At 70.9% G+C, this 18,946-nt stretch carries 17 protein-coding genes; 9 read left to right on the forward strand and 8 right to left on the reverse strand.

What is annotated here, in order from left to right; translation table 11 throughout:
* The first annotated feature begins 312 nt into the window (after positions 1 to 312).
* A complete protein-coding gene (locus tag ACIP9D_RS10320) occupies positions 313 to 1,719 on the forward strand; it encodes a hypothetical protein (RefSeq protein ID WP_350869072.1) in 1,407 nt (468 codons plus the stop codon).
* A 283-nt stretch (positions 1,720 to 2,002) separates the two neighbouring features.
* On the opposite strand, the gene ACIP9D_RS10325 is transcribed toward ACIP9D_RS10320, so the two are convergent.
* The 3 genes from ACIP9D_RS10325 to ACIP9D_RS10335 form a co-directional block, all read right to left on the reverse strand.
* On the reverse strand, positions 2,003 to 4,219 hold the full coding sequence (locus ACIP9D_RS10325; protein ID WP_350869074.1) for a choice-of-anchor J domain-containing protein: 2,217 nt from the start codon (positions 4,217 to 4,219) through the stop codon (positions 2,003 to 2,005).
* Positions 4,220 to 4,431: 212 nt separating this feature from the next.
* Positions 4,432 to 5,640 (reverse strand): hypothetical protein, encoded by a 1,209-nt coding sequence (locus ACIP9D_RS10330; protein ID WP_350869076.1) that lies wholly within the window; start codon positions 5,638 to 5,640, stop codon positions 4,432 to 4,434.
* Positions 5,627 to 6,166, reverse strand: coding sequence for a SigE family RNA polymerase sigma factor (locus ACIP9D_RS10335; protein WP_350869077.1), 540 nt, complete (start codon positions 6,164 to 6,166; stop codon positions 5,627 to 5,629). The genes ACIP9D_RS10330 and ACIP9D_RS10335 overlap by 14 nt, the downstream gene beginning before the upstream one ends.
* Positions 6,167 to 6,327: 161 nt before the next feature.
* On the opposite strand from ACIP9D_RS10335, the gene ACIP9D_RS10340 reads away from it, so the two are divergent.
* Complete coding sequence (locus ACIP9D_RS10340; RefSeq protein WP_350869079.1) at positions 6,328 to 7,623, forward strand: phosphodiester glycosidase family protein; 1,296 nt, start codon at positions 6,328 to 6,330, stop codon at positions 7,621 to 7,623.
* 205 nt (positions 7,624 to 7,828) lie between these two features.
* On the opposite strand, the gene ACIP9D_RS10345 is transcribed toward ACIP9D_RS10340, so the two are convergent.
* Positions 7,829 to 8,554, reverse strand: a complete 726-nt coding sequence (locus ACIP9D_RS10345; protein ID WP_350869081.1) for a DUF998 domain-containing protein — start codon at positions 8,552 to 8,554, stop codon at positions 7,829 to 7,831.
* 240 nt (positions 8,555 to 8,794) lie between these two features.
* On the opposite strand from ACIP9D_RS10345, the gene ACIP9D_RS10350 reads away from it, so the two are divergent.
* The gene (locus tag ACIP9D_RS10350; RefSeq protein ID WP_350869084.1) at positions 8,795 to 9,424 is read left to right on the forward strand and encodes a hypothetical protein; all 630 of its coding nucleotides are present in this window, start codon (positions 8,795 to 8,797) and stop codon (positions 9,422 to 9,424) included.
* 104 nt (positions 9,425 to 9,528) lie between these two features.
* Here ACIP9D_RS10350 and ACIP9D_RS10355 read toward each other — a convergent pair whose 3' ends face one another.
* The 4 genes from ACIP9D_RS10355 to ACIP9D_RS10370 all read right to left on the reverse strand — a co-directional run bounded on the left by ACIP9D_RS10355 (position 9,529) and on the right by ACIP9D_RS10370 (position 12,310).
* Positions 9,529 to 9,849, reverse strand: a complete 321-nt coding sequence (locus ACIP9D_RS10355) for a GYD domain-containing protein (RefSeq protein WP_350869086.1) — start codon at positions 9,847 to 9,849, stop codon at positions 9,529 to 9,531.
* An 88-nt stretch (positions 9,850 to 9,937) separates the two neighbouring features.
* Positions 9,938 to 10,192: a hypothetical protein gene (locus tag ACIP9D_RS10360; RefSeq protein WP_350869088.1), complete on the reverse strand. Its 255-nt coding sequence runs from the start codon at positions 10,190 to 10,192 to the stop codon at positions 9,938 to 9,940.
* Between the two features lie 108 nt (positions 10,193 to 10,300).
* Positions 10,301 to 11,560 carry a phosphodiester glycosidase family protein gene (locus tag ACIP9D_RS10365; protein WP_350869089.1) on the reverse strand — a complete coding sequence of 420 codons (1,260 nt, stop codon included), beginning with the start codon at positions 11,558 to 11,560 and terminating at the stop codon, positions 10,301 to 10,303.
* A 228-nt stretch (positions 11,561 to 11,788) separates the two neighbouring features.
* Positions 11,789 to 12,310, reverse strand: coding sequence for a DUF6194 family protein (locus ACIP9D_RS10370; protein WP_350869090.1), 522 nt, complete (start codon positions 12,308 to 12,310; stop codon positions 11,789 to 11,791).
* A gap of 53 nt (positions 12,311 to 12,363) precedes the next feature.
* On the opposite strand from ACIP9D_RS10370, the gene ACIP9D_RS10375 reads away from it, so the two are divergent.
* The 6 genes from ACIP9D_RS10375 to ACIP9D_RS10400 all read left to right on the forward strand — a co-directional run bounded on the left by ACIP9D_RS10375 (position 12,364) and on the right by ACIP9D_RS10400 (position 18,943).
* Positions 12,364 to 13,089 carry a TioE family transcriptional regulator gene (locus tag ACIP9D_RS10375; RefSeq protein ID WP_350869092.1) on the forward strand — a complete coding sequence of 242 codons (726 nt, stop codon included), beginning with the start codon at positions 12,364 to 12,366 and terminating at the stop codon, positions 13,087 to 13,089.
* Between the two features lie 146 nt (positions 13,090 to 13,235).
* The gene (locus ACIP9D_RS10380; protein WP_350869094.1) at positions 13,236 to 15,719 is read left to right on the forward strand and encodes a choice-of-anchor D domain-containing protein; all 2,484 of its coding nucleotides are present in this window, start codon (positions 13,236 to 13,238) and stop codon (positions 15,717 to 15,719) included.
* Between the two features lie 144 nt (positions 15,720 to 15,863).
* Entirely contained in the window at positions 15,864 to 17,186 is a 1,323-nt protein-coding gene (locus tag ACIP9D_RS10385) for an AAA domain-containing protein (RefSeq protein WP_400449893.1), read from the forward strand.
* A gap of 191 nt (positions 17,187 to 17,377) precedes the next feature.
* On the forward strand, positions 17,378 to 17,905 hold the full coding sequence (locus ACIP9D_RS10390; RefSeq protein WP_350869098.1) for a DUF6244 family protein: 528 nt from the start codon (positions 17,378 to 17,380) through the stop codon (positions 17,903 to 17,905).
* Positions 17,906 to 18,054: 149 nt separating this feature from the next.
* Positions 18,055 to 18,477, forward strand: a complete 423-nt coding sequence (locus ACIP9D_RS10395; RefSeq protein ID WP_350869939.1) for a hypothetical protein — start codon at positions 18,055 to 18,057, stop codon at positions 18,475 to 18,477.
* Positions 18,478 to 18,490: 13 nt separating this feature from the next.
* Positions 18,491 to 18,943: a SitI3 family protein gene (locus ACIP9D_RS10400; protein WP_350869100.1), complete on the forward strand. Its 453-nt coding sequence runs from the start codon at positions 18,491 to 18,493 to the stop codon at positions 18,941 to 18,943.
* Positions 18,944 to 18,946 lie beyond the last annotated feature (3 nt).

Consider the following 18,946-nt stretch of genomic DNA (forward strand, 5'->3'; position numbering starts at 1 on the left):
GGCCCCGCATGGCGGCTATAAGCCGAACGGAATGGTGTCGAAAAGCGCGGTCGGGGTTTGAAAGGGCTCGTGCAAGGTGGACGACCCAATGCCACAGACCAGTAGGGAAGTTAGCTGCGTATAGCCCGAGCCCCGTCACGCTCGTCCTGCGACGAGGGTAAACCCTTCTGACTGCCGAGCCGGACCGAAGTAGGCACATGAGGTCGTAGGACCTTGCCCTAGGCTTGGTTCGTGTCGGACTCGGAGGAGTGCAGTCCCCGCTGCCCGGTCGTCGCCGGCCACCGCTGGACTCCACACACACCGGATAGATCGATGTTCACGCACCTGGTCGGTGCCCACGCCACGGAGGTCGACCAGTGGCTTCTACGGGAGTGCGCATCCTCCAAGATCCTGGCTGCCAGTGGCCCGCCATACACGATCGAGGCGCTCCTCGAACGCGATGAGCCTGCCCGCCAGCTCGCCTTGGAGCGGCTGACGGCGGCCCGGATCTCCATCGGCATCCGGGCTGCCCAAGAGACGCTGCGTCAGCTCGGACAAAAATCCCGACACCCCGCCGGAGTTACCCGCCACTACGACTTCGCCGCACAGGCGCCCTCCGCGCAGGCCGAGATCGACCTGTGGCGGAACCTGACGCTTCTTGCGCACCTAGGCCATGACCCGCGGGTCGAGCGCGACGGCGTGCTCCGAAGGATCGAACGCTTCGCCCGCGACAACGCCGAGAGCTGGGCGCGGTTTCTGCCTTGGCTACTCCTTGTCGGACCGGAGATCGGCGATCGTGACATCGTTATCACCACCTGGCTCGTGGAGGATCATCCGCGCGTCGTGGCCGCGCTCGCCGAGGCGGCCGCAAGTCCCCTGCCCCGTGTCGGTCTCCGCGCCTGCGGAATTCAGGCGCGCCTCGACGGCGGCCACGAGGACACCGAGATACGGGCAGTGAATGTCCTCGCGTCGCAAGTGGACCGTCGGCGGGACGTCTTTCCGCGACCCTTGGCCGGGCCGGCAGCCACCTGGCTCGGTGATACGGATCTGGAGGACCTGGTACGAGGTGGCACAAAGGCTGCCCTCCGGGACTTCGCCGCGGTGGTCGACACGCAAGGAGCCGCCGAGGAGGAAGGGCTCACGCAACGGCTGTTGGGGCTGCTCGAACGTCACCTAGGTGAACTCTCCCACACCCTGACGGCTCTGGGCGGCGGCACCCACCAACCGTCCATCGCCCTAGCGCAGCGGACAGTACCGAAAGCCGAGGAACGGCGAATCGGTGCGGACCTCGGGATCGTGGTTACCGCCAGCGTCGGTGGTGAGCTGCACATCCGGTTCGGTGATGTTGTTCAGGTAAAGAAGAGCAACCTCTTCACCCGTCCAAGCGGACAGTTCGACAGTTGGCGGATTGAGGCGAGACAACTGCGTGACTTGCTCGCCGTCAATCCCACCGCCGCCTACTGGTTGGTCCCGAAGTCAGGCGAGGTGCTCGTAGTGCCGGGGAAGTTGCTGCACGCTGTCTGCACGGAGCGCTGCCACAGCGGCCAGCGGACGTTCACGGTGCGCCACGGGGACGTACGACATGCGGCCATCGGACTAGACCAATACCTCTGCGACCTGACGTTGGGTATGTGGGTCGGTACTTTCGACCCGGACAAGCTCGCCCTGGTGGATGGCACCAACTCCCGGACCAGGCCGACGAACATCTTGGAGATCCGGGTCCGCTGGATCCAGGGCTGACGGGCTGCGCATCGCGTTCGCTCCATACGGACGCGGTGGCGATCGTCCCGGAGGCTGCGAGCTGGCACCATAATCGGCATTCCGTTGGTACGGCGTTCAGCCGTCGCACCGCGTCACACTCACCGCGCGGATAACGACTCGCGGACGCAAGCCGGACAATGCGGCGACGGTTGAGGACATCGCCGGCTGACTGGGCCGGCGCGAGGTCCGCTGGCAGGAAAAGGGCCAGGGCACCTGCCCCCCGGTGCGGTGACAGGTGCCCTGGCGGTCATATCGGCTCAGGTCAGGAGGTGCCGCCCGGCTGGGCCACCCCGTTGACCTTCAGGGTGTACGGCGCGTACTGGCTGACCTGCTCGGTCGGCTCGTCGTAGGCGACCACGGCGACGACCTTCGGGAAGACGCTCAGCAGGGCCAGCTGCGCCCGGTTGAGGGTCACGCTCGACTTGCCGTCGAACTCGAACTGCCAGGCGAGCGAGTGCTTCTCGTCGAGGCCGATCAGGCGCACGTTCCAGTTGTGGACGCTGACTGGCTTGATCTCGGTGGGCGAGTCGAACGGGGTGAGGCTGCTGCCGTCGCTGATCGTGGTGCCGCCGACGGTGATGTCGTCGATGAGCCAGCCGCCCTCGTTGACGCCGCCGTCGCTGACGTAGCGGAAGCCGAGCAGGACGGACTTGCCGGCGTACGCGGACAGGTCGTAGCTGTGCGCCTCGAACCCGTTGGTGGTGCCGTTGACCGCAGGGCCGAGCGGGCCGTCGGTGGTCTTGTCACCCGGGATGGCGGTGTAGGTGGCGCCGCCGTCGGTGGACACGGTGACGTAGCCGTAGTCGAAGCCGAGTTCCGCGCCGTACTTGGCGACGAAGCGCAGCGTCGGGTCGGTCGTCGGCACGGTGAGCGTGGTGACGGCGCCCGCGTCGGTGTTGTTGTCGTTGCCGGAGAACAGGACCGGGTTGCCCGCGCGGTCCGGGTCGTTGTTCACCACGGTCCAGGCCAGCGGCAGCGCCGGCAGGGTCTTGCCGCCCTGGAACGACAGCGAGCGCAGGTCACGGCCGCGCAGCAGCTGTCCGTCGGCCTTCTGCAGCGGCACGTAGTCGGCGCCGTTCGGCGCCGCGCCCGGGGTGGCGTTGGCGGCCGGGTTGGCCAGGTTGACCGTGGAGCGCAGGCTCTTGGTGGTCACCCGGCTCTTCGGTACGCCGAGCACGATGCCGTGCCGGTTGTCCCCGACGATCTTGTCGACCAGTGTCATCGTCTGGTAGTCGTGGATGACCTGGTACATGTCCTTGGCGCCCTCGGCCTTCAACGCCGCGCCCAGGCTGGCCAGGCCCTGCAGGTCACCGTCGTTGTGCAGGCGGTGGACGATGTCCGTGCCGTACCGGTCGTAGAGGAACTGGATGAACGAGTACGCGTTGCCGTAGTCGGCGAGCACCGCGTTCGCGTTGGGGCTCTCGTCCCAGAGGTTCAGTGAGTTCTCCGGGCCGCCGCAGTCGCGCGGGTTGGCGTTGTACGGCGTCTGCACGGTGCCGAAGCCCTGGTAGCAGTAGAGGTGACCGTCGGCGCCCCGGTCGAAGACGGTCGCCGTGGTGTCGACGTAGCCGGTCAGCGTCTGGGCGAAGTCGGAGAGACCTTCGTTGAGCCAGGTTCCCTCGAACGGGTCGGTGTAGTAGTGCGCCAGGTGCTGCCACTCGTGGGCGAAGGTGCCCTCGTAGCTGAACGGGCGGGCCGGGCGGCTGGTGCACAGGTCGTCGGTCGGCTCGTTCGGCGGGTTCGCCCCGGTGCGGTGCAGCCAGTCGAACGCGTCGATGGTCATCACGTTGCGGTCGAACAGCTCGTTGAGCTGCGCCGAGAAGAAGCCGGCGATGTAGGTCGGCGCGGCCGGGAACTGGAAGTAGTTGTCGTCGCGGACGTTGTCGATCAGGGTGACGGTCTTGTTGCCGCCGCCGGTGTAGACCCCGCCGTTGCCGTCGGCGTCCGGGCCGATCAGGGTGTTGGTGCCGTCGCGGTCCGGCGGACGGCTGAACGCGGCCGTCTCCTTCGGGTACATGTTGGTGTCGAACTCGTGCACGAAGTTCTGCACCTGCGCGTCGGTGATCTGCGTCGAGGAGGCCACCTGGTTGCGGCAGTCGTTCGCCGGGAACCCGAGGTCGTTGGCGACCCACACCTCGATGTTGTCGCCGACTCCCCGCAGCGTGTAGTCCTTGCGGTAGTAGCTGCCCTGGGTGTCGTCGAGCCCGAGCCACTGCCGGACGGTGCCGACCGCCGGCGTCTCCGCTGCCTGGGCCTTGAAACGCGCCTGGGCGCGCGGCTGGTAGCGGGCCGGCGTCTCGACCTTGCGGCCGTCGAGGGTGAAGTCCTTGCGGGTCAGCTCGCGGGTGTCGTCGCTGGGTCGGCCGTTCGTCGCGGCCGGCTGGGCGGGAGCGGCCGCCGCGGCGGTCGCGGGCAGGACACTCAGGAGCGGTAGGACGAGTGAGATGGCTGCGGCACCGGCGATCCGGCTGCGTGCCATTGGCCCCCCTTAAGTCTGTTGAGTCCGGTGGACGGGGTCTGCGTCGCGAGCCACCGGGATTCCATCCACGTTCGTACTGCTAATGGTTGCCTTTGGCAATCATCTCGCCGCATGATCCACCGCACTCACTGCCCCGTCAATGGCGGCGGGCCGGGCCCGGCGAAATCGCCGGGCCCGGCCCAGGGGAGGGGGAGTAGGACAGTACGGCCAGGTCAGCCGGCCCGCAGGGCGGTGGCGGCTTGCGGCCAGGTGCGCTCGTCGGTGACGTCGGCGAGCGTGATGCCCTTCAGGATCCTGGTCATCTCCGCGTCGGAGAGCCGGCCGTCGCTGTCCACCTGGATGGTGGTCCTGCCGTCCGGGCTCCAGGCGTTGCAGAAGCCGTTACCGCACTTCGGCTCGGCCGGCGGCTTCTCGCCGTCCTTCAGCGCCTGGTTCGAGTTGGCGTTGGGGCTGACGAAGATCTGGAAGCTGCCGGGCGGGTCCTCGCCCTCGGGGCCGCCGTACGGCTCGGTGAGCCCGGTGCTGGGCAGGGCCGGGGCGGCGAAGATGGCGCCGCCGTAGTTGCCGTCGCCGGCCGCGGCGATGCCGTTCAGGCCGGCGTAGGCGTGCTGGCCGAGTTCGGCGGCGTGGTAGCCGGCGGGCAGGTAGCCGACGGTGAACGGCACCCGGGCCGGCGCGGGGACGCTGGGCCGCAGCCCGGCCACCAGGGCACGCAGGTCGGCGGCGTCAAGGTCGGACGGCTCGGCGAAGCTGTCCGCCACCGCCCAGGCGTTGTCGGTGTACTCCCAGGCGAACGCCCGGCGCAGGTTCGCGCCGTAGTTCGGCCCCTCCTGCTCGATCGCCTGGTGCCCGTCGACGGTGACCCGGTTTCCGGTGAACTTCTCCGCGTCGAACGCGCCCGGGCGGTAGACGGTCAGGTAGGCGTAGAGCTGCCGCGCGTCGTCCCCGGGCGTCGAGATGCCCTTGGGGCCGGCGCCATCCTGAGGCTCGACGACATCCTTCGGGTCGACGGCGCGATCGTTGGTGACCAGGCCGTCCATGTGCAGCGGGGCGATCTGGTAGGCGCTCGACACGACGATCGGGTCCTTCACGTGCAGCTTGCCCGCGTCGAACCGTTGGAAGACGTACTGGAACGGGTCGTCCGGGAACTCCCAGCCGGCGGCCGGGGTGAGCGGCGACGCCGTCGCCAGGGACGTGCCGGCGGCGGCCTGCTCCCCGGCGCTCGGGCGCACCGTGGTGTCGGGCAGGCCGATGCTGACCGCCGCGACCACGCCGGTGACGGCGAACGCGGCGGAGGCCACCGTCCACCCTGCCCGGCGCCGCCGCTGCACCTTCCGTCCGGCGGTCACGATGTCGTCGACCGTGTACCGCGGCGACGGCGCGTCGGAGGTCACCTTCTCCACCAGTTCATCTGCGCGCACTGGTTATCTCCCTTTCTGGATCGATGGTGTGGTCAAGGTCGATCTGGTCGTGGGCCAGGACCTCGCGCAGCCGGGCGAGGCCGCGGGAGGTCTGGCTCTTGGCGGTGCCGATGTGCCAACCGAGCACGCTGGCCGTCTCCTCAAGGCTCATGCCGAGGTAGTGCCGGCAGACCACGGCGGCGCGCTGCCGGGGCGGGATCTCCCGCAGGGCGGCCCTGACCCGCAGCCGTTCGTCGACCGCCGTCGTCGGGTCGCGCTGCGTCGGCTCGGGCAGCGCGTCACCCGCTGAGCGCTCCCGCCGCCACGGCCGGCGTTTCTCGTCGATGGCGGCGCGGACCACCATCGTCTTCGCGTACAGGTCGGGTCGCTCCAGCCGCGGCCATCGCGGGTACAGCTTGGCCAGAGCGGTCGCCGCCGCGTCCTCCGCCGTGTGCCAGTCACCGCAGGTGACGTACGCCAGTTTCCGCAGTACCGGCAGCTGGGCGGCGACGAACTCCCGGAAGCCTTCCTCGTCCTCGGCTTTCACGCGGGTAGAACGGAGCGGGGGCCGGCAAATGTTGCCGCGCGCGGGAATCTTTTTCCTCAACTTCTCCGAGCCCGCCCCGGATCCCCCTTCTTGCAGCACAATTCGCCGAAGTGTCAGCTGGAGTCGGGTATGCCGTTCCCCAGCGTCGCCAGGGTCGGGGCATGACTGTTTCCCACTCTGGCCTGTCCGGCTTCCGCCGCGCCGGGGCGCTCACCGCCGTCGCGCTGGCCGCCGTCGCGCTCGGTGTCGTGCCCGGGGCCCGCGCCGAGGCCGCCGCCGGCACCCTGCCGATCGGCGACGCCGACCTGACCGAGGTACGCACCGGCAGCACCCTGGCCGCCGGCGTCACGCTGACCCGCATCGTGCGGGGCACCGAGCCGGCGCCGGCCGACCAGATCAACACGACCACCCGGGGCCCGTGGGTGGTCAACGTGCTCACCATCGACCCGCGCCGCGCGCGGGGCCACCTGAAGGCGACGTACGGCCCGAACCTCAGCCAGGTCGAGAAGACCACCGAACTCGTACGCTCCGCAGGCGCGCTGGCCGGCGTCAACGCCTCGTTCTTCACCTTCACCGCCAGCCAGCAGTACCCGGGCGACCCGGTGGGGCTGGGGATCTTCGGTGGGAAGCTGCTCAGCGAGCCGACCACCGACCCGGCCGAGGTCAACTTCGTGGTCGACGCCAACACCAACCGGGCGCTGACCGGGAAGCTCAGCTGGTCGGGCAGCGTCCGGAACCGGCTGACCGACGCCATCCTGCCGCTGGAGTACATCAACCACCCGCCGGTGGTCCCCGCCGGCTGCGCCGCCCTCGCCGACCAGACCCGGTGCACCGAGCCGGGCGACGTCGTGCAGTTCACCCCCGAGTTCGCCTCGGCCACCCCGTCGGGCGCGGGCGTGGAGGTCGTACTCAACCGGCTCGGCTGCGTGGTGCGCACCGCGACCACCCGCGGCACCGCCCTGGCCGCCGGCCAGACCTCGCTGCAGGCGACCGGGCGCGACGTCGTCGCCCTGCTCGACGTGGCCGGACGCGGCTGCGTGGACCGGGACTCGACGCTCACCGACCGGCAGGGCCGCAAGCTTCCGCTGCGGCCCGGGCTGTTCGGCGTGAACGGGCGGTACCCGTTGACGGCGGACGGGCAGATCGTCGTGCCCGACGGCGCCCCCGGTGACAGCTTCTTCGCCCGCAACCCGCGCACCGTCGCCGGCACCACGCGGGACGGCAAGATCGTGCTCGCCACCATCGACGGCCGGCAGACCACCAGCGTCGGCACCACCCTGGACGAGACGGCCGCCGTCGCCCAGGCGCTCGGCCTGTCCGACGCCATCAACCTCGACGGTGGCGGCTCGACCGCGATGGCCGCCGAGGGCGCGCTGGTCAGCCACCCGAGCGGGGCCGAGCGGGCCGTCGGCGACGCGCTCGTCTACGTGCCGGGCCGGTACCGCAGCGGGAACTGAGCGCCGCCACCGACGGCGCTGCGGCAGCGGCGTGGACGGTGCTCGACGACTGGTGCGGCTGGCCACTGCGGCCGGCCGCACCAGTCGTTTGGACCGGCGTAGAGCCAATGGCTACGGCGGCTCGGTCGGATCCCCCTCGACGAGCGTCCGCGCAGTCCTGTGCTCGTCGGTGGAGAAACGGCGTGTCGCTCCGCCGAGAGCCGCGTCAGCGTCGCGCGGAGCCGCGCGCGGCGGTACTGGACAGGTGGCTACGCAGGTGGACGGCGAGCAGGGTCAGCCAGAGCAGGCCGATGACAATGGTGATCCGCTGGTAGAGCCCGGCGAGGTCGACCAGGCCGGCGGTCTGGGAGAAGCCGGCGCTGGCGAGGATGAAACCGGCCAGGAAGGTGAGGCCGGTGAGGGCCGAATAGATCGCCCACCCGCGCCGGCGCTGCCCGGCGAACCTGCGGGTGAAGACGAAGAACGCGACGATCAACGCCGGGAACGCGACCAGTGCGGCCCCGTCGTGCAGGGCGCCGCTGGTGGTGTACGCGGTCGGCGCGTCCGGGGTGCCGGCGGGATAGCCGCTGACCGGGTCGGTGGTGAACGCCCCGGCGACGAGCAGCCCGACCGCCCAGACGCCGATGAGCAGCGGCCCCCACGTCGCCGCCCGGCCCTGCCGCACAGCTCGCCGCACGCCGATGGCGAAGGCCAGGGTGAGCAGGCCGCACACGAGGAAGTTGACCGTCTGGGTCCAGCCGTGCTCTCCGAGCGCGAGGGAGCTGACCGGGTGCCGCAGCGGGTCGTAGCCCTCGCGGGTGGCGCCGTCGATCAGGAACGTCAGGACGAAGAGCGGGCCGGCGACGATCCCGCAAAGGAGGAGTTTCCTCGTCCGGTCGGGTCGAGGGGCGGGGGGTGTGGCGGCGGCGAGGAGGGTGGTGGTCGTGGTCATCGCCGGACTCCTTCCGGTCGTCATGTCTGTCAACCTACATTGACACCCCAAGTAGCGTCAACCCTAGTTGACATGGCTCGGTGGATACCGCGATATGCCGTTGCCGGTCCGCGGGCCGTCACTCCCGTCGATAGCGTCCGGCCAGCCGGCTCCGATCTCGACGGAGATGCCGGTCGACGGACAGGAGGAGGAATCCGTGACCGAGTCGAACGCTTCCGCGCTGGCCGGTGAGCCCGGCCCGTGACCGTCCATCTCGGCCGATGGCGCGACGTGCTGCCACCGAACGCGTGGCCGACGGGGTTTCCGGAGACGGGGGTCGTGTGGCGGCGGGACGTGTTCACGGTCGCCGAGGCGTGGCGCGCCGGCGACGCGAGCGCGCGGCAGCTGCTGGCCGCCGCGCTGATGTGGGGTTACGGCCCCATCGGGTACGGCCCGTGGCGCACCGCCCGCTCCCTGGAAGGCGATCCGGACGGCACGCGGCTCGCGCACGCGCTCGACGGGCTGCAGGCTCCCACCCTGAACGAGGACGGCCTGCAGGCCGCGTACCAGCGCCTGCGTGACCCGAAGGAGTCACGCCTACCCCGGCTCGGGCCGGCCTTCTTCACGAAGCTGCTCTACTTCGCCGGCTACCGGCGCGGCGCGGGCGGCCCGCAGCCGCTCATTCTCGACAGCGTCGTGGCGCGCCGGCTACCCGGCGAGGCGGGTGTGCGCCGCTCGTCCGCGTGGATGTCCGAGGAGTGGCTCACCTACCTGCGCTGGGCGGCGGGGCAGGCGTACGGCAGGGGCATCGAGCCGGACCGGGTGGAGATGGCGGTCTTCCACGACCGTTGGCCGCTGCCCGGAGTGGGAGCGGCCAACCGGGCCGACTGACGGGCAGGCCGCCGCGACGCTCGGCCTGCGTCGCCTGCTCACACGTGGTCACCGACGCCCGCTGACACCGCGACCCAACGCAGCCGCCGGCGGCGGTCAGGCGCTCACCTGCCCGGCGGTTGGTAGCCGGCCTGCTGCTCGGTCGCCATGTCGACTTCCTCGGCGGTCAGCAGCGGCTCGACCCGCGTGTCGACGCCGCCGGCCGCGCGGATGGCGATGGCCAGGCCGGCCGCGGTCTTGTGGTCCGGCAGGTCGCAGACCACGTACGTGTCGTGGCCGCCGAACCCGAAGTACATCGACTCCACCCGCCCGCCGGCGTTCTCGACGATCGCGCGCACCACCTCGACGCGCTTCGAGCCGCCGTCGACGGCCAGGCCCTTCACCCCGTCGACGGTGTAGGTCGACTTCAGCAGGAACTTCGCCACCGCGACGTCACCTCCCGGGACGATGCGGCACCCGCGCGGCGAGCGCGGGTGCCGCTGACAGTCATGACGCGGCGTACCACGATCGTGGTCAGCCGCCTTGGCGTTGCACCCGCTCGCTGCCCTCGACCTTGGCGCGGCCGTGGTCACGTTCGCTGCCGGAGGTGCCGGTCGCGGCCCGCAGGTGCCGGCGCTCCGGCGAGCGCTCGACCTCCGAGCCCTGCCGGCCGCGGGCCCCGCTGCCGGGATGCCGCCGTCCGCGCGCCGATTCGCCACCGGGATCATGCTTGTTCGGCTTCTGGCTACCCATGGCCAGCGCGTACCCGGCCAGCCGACGGCTAGTCATCGAGCAGCCGGACCGCCAGGTCGCGGAAACCGGGCATCCGGCTGGGCAACGCACGTAAAGAGAAGCGCCCCGCTCCGAGGCGGGGCGCTTTCTTTACCGATGGGTCAGTCAGTGGCGGCCGACGAAGATGCCGATGCCGTTGGCGACCGCGCGCTCCGTACCGTCGGAGGGGTTGTTGCGGGCGGTGGCCGCCGCCTGGCCCGGCTCCCGGACGGCGACCGTGGTCGAGCCGCCGCCGTCCAGGTTCACCGCGGCGTCCGCGCCGAGCGAGCGCATCAGGTCGGCCAGCTCGGCGATCGTGAAGCCCGCGCTGGCGGGGGCGCGGCCGGCCAGCGCGACGAGGTAGACCGTCTGGCCGTCGGCGCTGACACCGGCCGCGCTGCGCACGGCGGCGGTCTTGGTGTCCAGGCCGACCAGCGGCTGGCCGTTGCGCAGGATCGGGGCGCCGCCGACCGCGAAGGTCAGCTTCGGCTTGCCGACGGAGACGAGCTTCTCGTCCACCTTCACCCGGTCGCCGACGACGAGGTCGTCGAGGGCGTCCGCACCGGCCTCGCGGCCGACCAGCACCTGGGTGTCGCTGGGGATCGCGCCCGCGCCGGGCGTCTGGCTCACCGAGGTCACCACGCCGTCGCGCACGGTCACCTCGTAGGTGTGGGTGCTGCACGGGTCGTTGCGGCTGGTGTCGCTGCCGCAGGTCGACCGGACCCGGGAGGCGGTGCCCCAGTCGGAGGTGAACACGCCGACGCCGCCGACGGGGAGCGCGTACTGGTTGAGGCCGCCGAGGGTGATCGTGCCCTTGTCGCTGCGTACCTCGCCGGTCAGGCTCAGGGTGTCGACGCGCGCCTTGCCGTTCACGCCCACCCCGAAGACGTCCCGGGTCGAGGTGCCGGGGGCGAGCCCCGGGCCGAAGCGCTGCGCGTTCGGCACGGCGAACTTCAGCGCCTCGCCGTCGGCGATCTCCGGCCCCGACGCCGAGTTGGTCGGCGCGACCCCCGCGTGGGTTTCACTGATGTTGAAGAAGTCCCCGTTGACGCCGGCGACGGCGCCCTGGGCATTCGTCATCGCCGAGACGACCTGCCGCTGCGCGACCGCGTCGGGGTGCAGCAGGTCCAGGGAGACCTTGTTCTTGCGCAGGTCGGCGGTGAGTAGGTAACCGACGGTGACGCCGCGCGCGGTGTTCACCTGGAACGAGCCGTACGTCAGGCCGGGAGCGAGCTGCTCGGTCGAGGTGACGGTGAACGGGGCGTCCGCTGTGGACGCGGACGATACGGGCGCGGCCTGGGCGACGCCGGTCGGCGCCGCGAGCGTGCTCAGCCCCGCGGCGAGCAGCAGCGCCAGACTCGGGCGTACGAGCTTCGATGACCTCATCGTCGCTCCTTTCGTGGTGCGGTACCCGAGTCGGTGCTCGGCGGGTCGAGCCGGACCGACAGGGGGCCGGACCAGCGGAAAGCTTCCCGGCCAGCCGATCATGCGGGGGTGAACGGGGGAGATGCTCGACGTGAACCGCCTGTGCCTTTTGATCATCTGCCCCCGCGCTCGCCGCGATGACCGACGACGCCACGAACAGCGCGGCCCGGAACCGCGCGCCGGGACCGGTCAGGAAGGCCGGTCCCGGCGCTCGACCGCACGGCGGTGCCGCTCCAGCGCCCGGCCGTGCGCGTACGCGAGCAGCCGATCCACCTCGGCCAGGCTCCGCGGGCCCGGGTTGAGCACGCACGCCCAGCCGGCCGTGGCGTAGACCGGGTGGGGCAGCACCTCGTCCACAGTGGTGAAGTCGATCGCCGAGCGGTGCTCGGCGGACGCGGCCGGCGGGTAGCCGAAGAGCCGCTCGAACTCCGGCCGCCCCAGGTCCAGGTTGAGCCGGAAGACCCCAGGCCGGTCGAGCCGCGAGTCGTCGTCGAAGCCGGCCATGTCGTGCTCGCCGAGGGTGGCGAACGGCAGCCGCCGGTCCGGCCCGACGAAGAAGAACCGCCAGCCCCACGCCGGTTCCGGGGCGCCCGACGCCTCGTCGGCCAGCAGCACGGCCACCTCGGGCAGGGCGGCGATCCGCTGGGCGATTTCGTCGGCGCTCGGGCCGGGGCCGGCGGGCGAAGCAGGGGGTACGGGTGAAGAAGCCATGACCTTCACCGTATCGTTGAACCACCTTTTTAGGCTTTCTCGCAGTCGCAGGCTTGGAGGATCGACTGAACCCTCAAAACCCGCGACACCGTCCGGTCGACCTGGCGCGTGAGCACGGGATCTCCACCCAGGCCGTACGCAACTACGAGCGCGACGGCGTGATCCCAGCCGCCGAGCGCACCGCGAGCGGCTACCGCACCTACACCGACCTGCACGCGGTGGCGCTGCGGGCGTACCTCGCGCTCGTGCCGGCGTACGGCTATGCGACCGCCGCCGAGATCATGCGTGCCGCGACCCGGGGTGACCTCGACGCGGCCCTGGGCGCCGTCGACCACGGCCATGCGCAGCTGCTGCGGGATCGGGAGACCCTCGACGCCGTCGAGGCGACCGTCGGCGTGCTGGCCACCGCACCGGCCGGCGAGCGGACCGCCCGGCCGCTGACGGTGGGCGCCCTCGCCCACCGGCTCGGCGTCACCCCGGCGACGCTGCGCAAGTGGGAACGGGCCGGCATCCTCGCCCCGGCCCGCGACCGGGCCAGCCGGCAACGCCTCTACGACACCGACGACGTCCGCGACGCCGACCTGGCCCACCTGCTGCGCCGCGGTGGCTACCTGCTGGACCACATCGCCACCGTCATGCGGCAGGTCCGCGCCGCCGACGGTCCCGGTCCGCTGGCCGACTCCCTGGCCACCTGGCGGCAGCGGCTGGCCGCCCGGGGCCGCGCCATGCTGGTCGCCGACGGCCGTCTCGCCGACTACCTGAAGACCGCCGGACTCTGACGGCCCGCGGTTCCAGCGAGACCGGTGGTCCCGAGCCCGCCGACGATCCGTGCGACGACCGTCCGACTCTGGCGGCCCTTCGGACAGTTCTCCAGAGGTGATCTTGCCGGTCGACGGATGGAGAACCTACTGTCCCGCTGGCGATCATGCCTTCAACCAACAAGACGGGGGTCTCGTTGCGTTACCTTCGTGGTGTCGTCATCGGCACCATAACCCTGCTGGCAGCGGTGACGGCGGTGGCCACCCCGGCCAGTGCCGCTCCCGCGCCGGCTGCTCCCTACACCGCGCTGTCCGTCGACGGAAACCCGCTCTCCTGGTGGCACCAGGGCTCCCGGGTCTACGACCAGGCTGGGGGCGCCACCTTCGCGGTCACTCCGAGTGCCGGTGACGGCCTGGCCTTCCGCGCGGACCAGGCTGGCGACTCCTGGACGTTCCGGTTGGCCCCACCGAGCGGCGAGTCGTGGACCGTTGGGACCACGTACGAGCTGACGGGTGTGGAGCACGCCCCGGACTTCGCCTTCGTCGACGTCGCGCACAACGGCGCCACCTGCGACGAGGTGCCGGGCTACCTCTCCGTCCAGGATGCCACCCGGGACGCCGGAACCGGCGCGCTCACCGGTTTCGCGGCCTTCTACGTGATCTCGTGCGGCACCAACCGGCACGACCTGTTCGGCGAGATCCGATGGAACTCGAACGTCGGCTTCGTCGCCGCCGGCACCGACACGATGTCGCACAACTTCGGCGACCGGGTCGTCGGAGGCCCGGCGGCGAGCAAGACGATCACCGTACGGTCGATGGGCTCCGACCCGGTGGAGTACGGCACGGCCTCGTTCGACACCTCGGGCGGCTACTCGATCACGGCCGACACCTGCTCGGGCACGACCCGCGCGGCCGGTGAGACGTGCACCGTCACGGTGAGCGCGAAGCCGACCAAGCTGGGCGGCGACTGGACGTTCCTCCGGCTGCCCGACAACACCGTCCTCGGCGAGCGGCTGGTGCAGCTCGGCGTCAACGGGCTCGACCCGCGTACGGTCAACGTCACCCCGGCGTCCCTGGCGTTCGGCGACCAGTACATCGCCGAGACGGGCTCGACGCAGTCGGTGACCGTGACCGGCACGGGTGACACGGCGATCACCTTCGGCGCCGCCACGATCGGCGGCACGGACGCCTCGTCGTTCACCGTCAAGGCGGACACCTGCAAGGGCGTCACGCTGGCCAAGAACCAGACCTGCCGGGTGGACGTCTCGGCGAAGGCCGGCGGCAAGGGCGCCCGCAGCGCCACCCTGCAACTGCCGAACAACAGCCTCACCAACCCACGTACCGTGCCGTTGACCCTCAACGGCGTGGTGGGCGCGAGGGGTACCTACTACCCGCTGACCCCTGCGCGGATCATGGACACGCGCACCGGCACCGGCGCCCCGAAGGCGAAGGTGGGCACCAATGGCACGGTCAACCTGCAGGTGACCGGGCGTGGTGGGGTCCCGTCGAGTGGTGTGGGCGCGGTCGTGCTGAACGTGACCGTCACCGAGCCGACGGCGTCGAGCTTCCTGACGGTCTACCCGGCCGGTCAGGCGAAGCCGACGGCGTCGTCGCTGAACTTCCAGCGGGGCTGGATCCGGTCGAACTCGGTGACGGTCGCCGTCGGCGCGGGCGGCAAGGTCGCCATCAACAATCTCTCCGGCTACACCCACGTCATCGTCGACGTGCTGGGCTACTACGCCAGCGACAACACGCCGCTGATCAACACGGGTCAGCTGGGTGGGCAGTTGCAGCCGGTACCGCCGCTGCGGGTGTTCGACAGCCGTAGCGACTGGGGCACCAAGCTGCCGGCCGAGAACCAGGTGCGGGTCGCGGTGAACTACGGCACCGACGCCAACTGGCGCATGAAGGCCGTCGTCCTCAACATCACCGCGGTGTCGCCGTCGTCCAACGGATTCCTGACCGCCTGGAACGGCGAGTGGCCGGAACCGAAGACCTCGACCGTCAACTACACCGGCGGATCGGTCACCCCGAACCTGGCGATCGTGCCCGTCCGGCACTGCTACGACTGCCCGTGGGGATCCGAGTTTCCGACCTTCGGCGTCTACACGCTGAAGGACACCCACGTGATCGTCGACATCGTCGGTTTCCTCGACGACAGCAGCCTCGCCGACGGTCTGCGCTTCAACCCGAAGACGCCGACCCGGATCGTGGACAGCCGCAAGGGGCAGGGGCTGCCCAGCAGCCTCGGCGCCGGACGGACCGGCACCGTCACCACGCCCGGTGCGCTGCTGACCGGCGGCACCCACGCGTTGGCGCTCAACGTCACCGCGGTGACGCCCACCGCCAACACGTTCCTGAAGCTGTGGCCGAACGGCATCAGCGGCATCAACCAGCCGGACGTCAGCAACGTGAACGCCACGGCCGGTCAGATCGTCGCCAACGCCGCCATCACCCAGCTCGGCCCGACCAACCAGTTCAACGTCTACAACCACCTGGGCACCACCGCCGTCGTCGCCGACGTCGTCGGCACCTTCTGGCGCTACCCGGGAACCGCCAGCGGAGCCGCCGTCCAGGGCTTCGCCGGCGAAACCCCGCGGTCGCCGTACGCGCCGGGCGACAGGCCGACGCCGGACCGGGTCACGCGATGACCGGCTGAACCCGCACCACCCGTAGAGGCGGTGGCCGTCGAGCATTCGACGGCCACCGCCTCTGTCGTCGGCAGGGACCGAACACGGCCGGCCCTGCCCCGGCCGATACTCTTCCGGAAACGGCGTGCAGGGGTGAGAGCTGTGCTGGCTGGGCTGGAGTTGCCGCCCGCGGTCGAGGCCGACCGGGTCATCGCGGGCGTGCTGGCCGACCTGCGCACCGGCGAGCACCGCGGCGTGGTCGTCGACTCGCCGCCCGGGGCCGGCAAGTCGACCCTGGTGGTACGCGCCGCCGTCGAGCTGGCCGCCGCCGGCGAACCGCTGATCGTCATCGCGCAGACCAACGAGCAGGTCGACGACCTCATCGACCGGCTGGCGCGCAAGGCCCCCGAGCTGCGGATCGGTCGGTTCTCCGCCACCGACTACCAGCCCTCGGAGCGGGTCAAGGGCCACGACACGGTCCGGGTCGGCGCGAAGGTCACCGACCTCGACAGCCCGGCCGTCATCATCGGTACGGCCGCCAAGTGGGCCACCGTCACCGACGGCTCCTGGCCGTGGGCGATCGTCGACGAGGCGTACCAGATGCGCTCGGACGCCCTGCTGCGCGTGGCCGGCAGGTTCCAACGGGCCCTCTTCGTCGGCGACCCCGGGCAGCTCGACCCCTTCTCCACCGTCGAGACCGCGCGCTGGACGGGCCTGGCCTGGGATCCGACGCAGTCGGCCGTGGCGGTCCTGCTGCGACACAACCCGGAGCTGCCCGTCCACCGGCTGCCGGTGTCCTGGCGGCTGCCGGCAACCGCCGCGCCCCTGGTGGCGGCGGCGTTCTATCCGTTCACCGGCTTCCGCGCCGGCACCGGCCCCGACGAGCGGACCCTGTCGTTGACCAGGCCCGGGCCCGGTGACCGCGTCGACCACGCGATCGAGTTGGCCGCGGCGTCCGGGTGGGGTCTCTACGAGCTGCCGGCGCGGCAGACCCTGCGTACCGATTTGGAAGCCGTCGCGGCCTGCGCGGCGCTCGCGGTGCGGCTCGTGGAACGAGGCCCGGTCGCCGTCTCCGAGCAGACGCCACAGGGTGCGCCGGTCACCGCGGACCGGATCGCGATCGGCGCCGCGCACCGCGACCAGGTCGCCGCCATCCGCGCGCAGCTCGGCCCGGCCGGCGCGGGCATCACCGTCGACACCGCCAACCGGCTCCAGGGCCGCGAGTACGACGTCACCATCGTGCTGCACCCACTCTCGGGGCGGCGGGACGCCACCGCGTTCCACCTGGAGTCCGGGCGGCTCTGCGTGCTCACCTCCCGCCACCGGCACGCCTGCATCGTGGTGGCACGGGACGGCATCGGCGAGCTGCTCGACGCCCACCCGTCGACCGAACCGATGCACCTCGACGTGCCGGTCAAGTTCCCCGACGGCTGGGAGGCGAACCAGTCGATGATCACCCACCTGCGTCGGCACCGCGTCCAACCCTGATCCTCGGGCCGCTCAACGCTTCAGCCCGGACGCCCAGCGGCCATCCTTCCGGCGCCCGCCCTGGTGGACGCCCGATCCAGGGCCGGTGGGGTCGCCGGGTCCAGGGCCGGTGGGGTCGCCGCCCGGGTAGACGGCCCGGTAGTTTCAAGGCCCAGCAGCTCCACCGTCGTCGATTGAGGTGGTCAGGTCACGTGTCGCAGGTCGAGAAGATCGCCGGTGAACTCCACGCGCTGACCGCCGGCGTCGAGCGGGCGCAGGGACTGACCGCCGCCGCCGACAACCAGGCCCAGGAGGTGGCGCTGCGGGCCGCCGGCGCCGGCTTCGCCGCCGTGGCGGCCGGCATGGCCCGGGTACGCAGCGCGATCGGCGACATCCGGGGCGGCTTGACCGCCCTCGCCGTCGCGGTCGACGAGGCCACCAAGGGCACCGCGAGCGTCCCGCGTGAAGCCACTCCGCAGGACACCATCGGCGCACTGGCCCCCGTCCGGCAGGGCATCATCGGCGCCCGCGAGGCGTCCGCCGCGACCATCGCCCAGGTCGACGCGGCCAAGCAGCTCGCCGCCGCGCTCCTGCAGGGCGGGCAGCCCGGACCGATACTCCAGTCGCTGGAGAGCATCAAACAGGTCCTGGCCCTGATGACGCAGCGAGCCGCCACCGCCGAACAGACCGTCGAAGCGGCGATCGCCGAGGCGCGGCGGCTGGGGTCGGCGGGAAACTGACCGGGGCTGGCGGCCCCCCACCGACCAGCCCTCTCCTCGATCAGGCCCTCGTCGTGCCTGCCAGGGACGGCATCGACGTACTGGGCGCGCAATGGACGCGAAAGCCCACAGGCGTTCCAGGCGGCACCCCCACCGGACGGCGGACCCGGATACGTCCGGCAGACGACGATGCCACGCGGCGCTCGCTGGAGTTAGAGAACCAGTGCGCCGATGCGGTGGCGCACAAGGGCTACCAGGTACACCAGAATCCGACGCAGGAGGAGATCGCCGGTGCACGAAGAACGACCGGAGACAGCGGTGACCCCAAGACGTTGCCCGACTACCTGATCGAGGGCTACGTATTCGACTGTTACTCGCCCACCCCGCCGGCCTCCCCTCGCGCGATAGGGAGCGCGGTCCTCAAAAAGGTCACCAGCTCGCAGTCGCAGCGGGTGGTAATCAACTTGCACGACTGGCGCGGAGAGCTGAAGGCACTGCAGCAACAGTTTGATGATTGGCCGGTACCGGACCTCAAAGAGTTGGTAGCGGTCACCCGGGACGGGAGAATCGTGCAGATCGTGCGGCGGGACTGAGGAGGGGCCGAAGTTGTCCATCGACTACCAGTTGGCGCTTGCGGGAGACATCCCGCTGGAGCGGCTGTCGGAGTTGGCCGCGCCAGGTGCCACCGAGACGCTTTCGCCAGCCGGCAATCGGCTGATGAGCGCCGATCTCTACGACGAGAACGGATACGGCGTAAGCATCGTCCCCGGTGACCACGGCTACTACGAGGCGGAGAGCGACGGCGGTGAAGTCTGGTCGTGGGAGCCGGATCGATTTGTCGACATCACCTTTCACATGGGCAAGGACACGATGGCCGAGAAGGGAGTGCCGAACATGCTGAAGGCCGTGGCCGCGGTCCTGAGCGACCGCAGCGAGGACGCAGCGCTGACATTGAACAGCAATTGGCTGCTGTTGACCCGTAACGACGGGGTGCTCCGCAGGCACCGGCCGGACTGGTGGAGCCACCACGACCTCGATGGCAAGGCGATGCGGCCGTAAGCC

The sequence above is a fragment of the Micromonospora sp. NPDC093243 genome (assembly GCF_044753725.1).
Lineage (GTDB): Bacteria > Actinomycetota > Actinomycetes > Mycobacteriales > Micromonosporaceae > Micromonospora.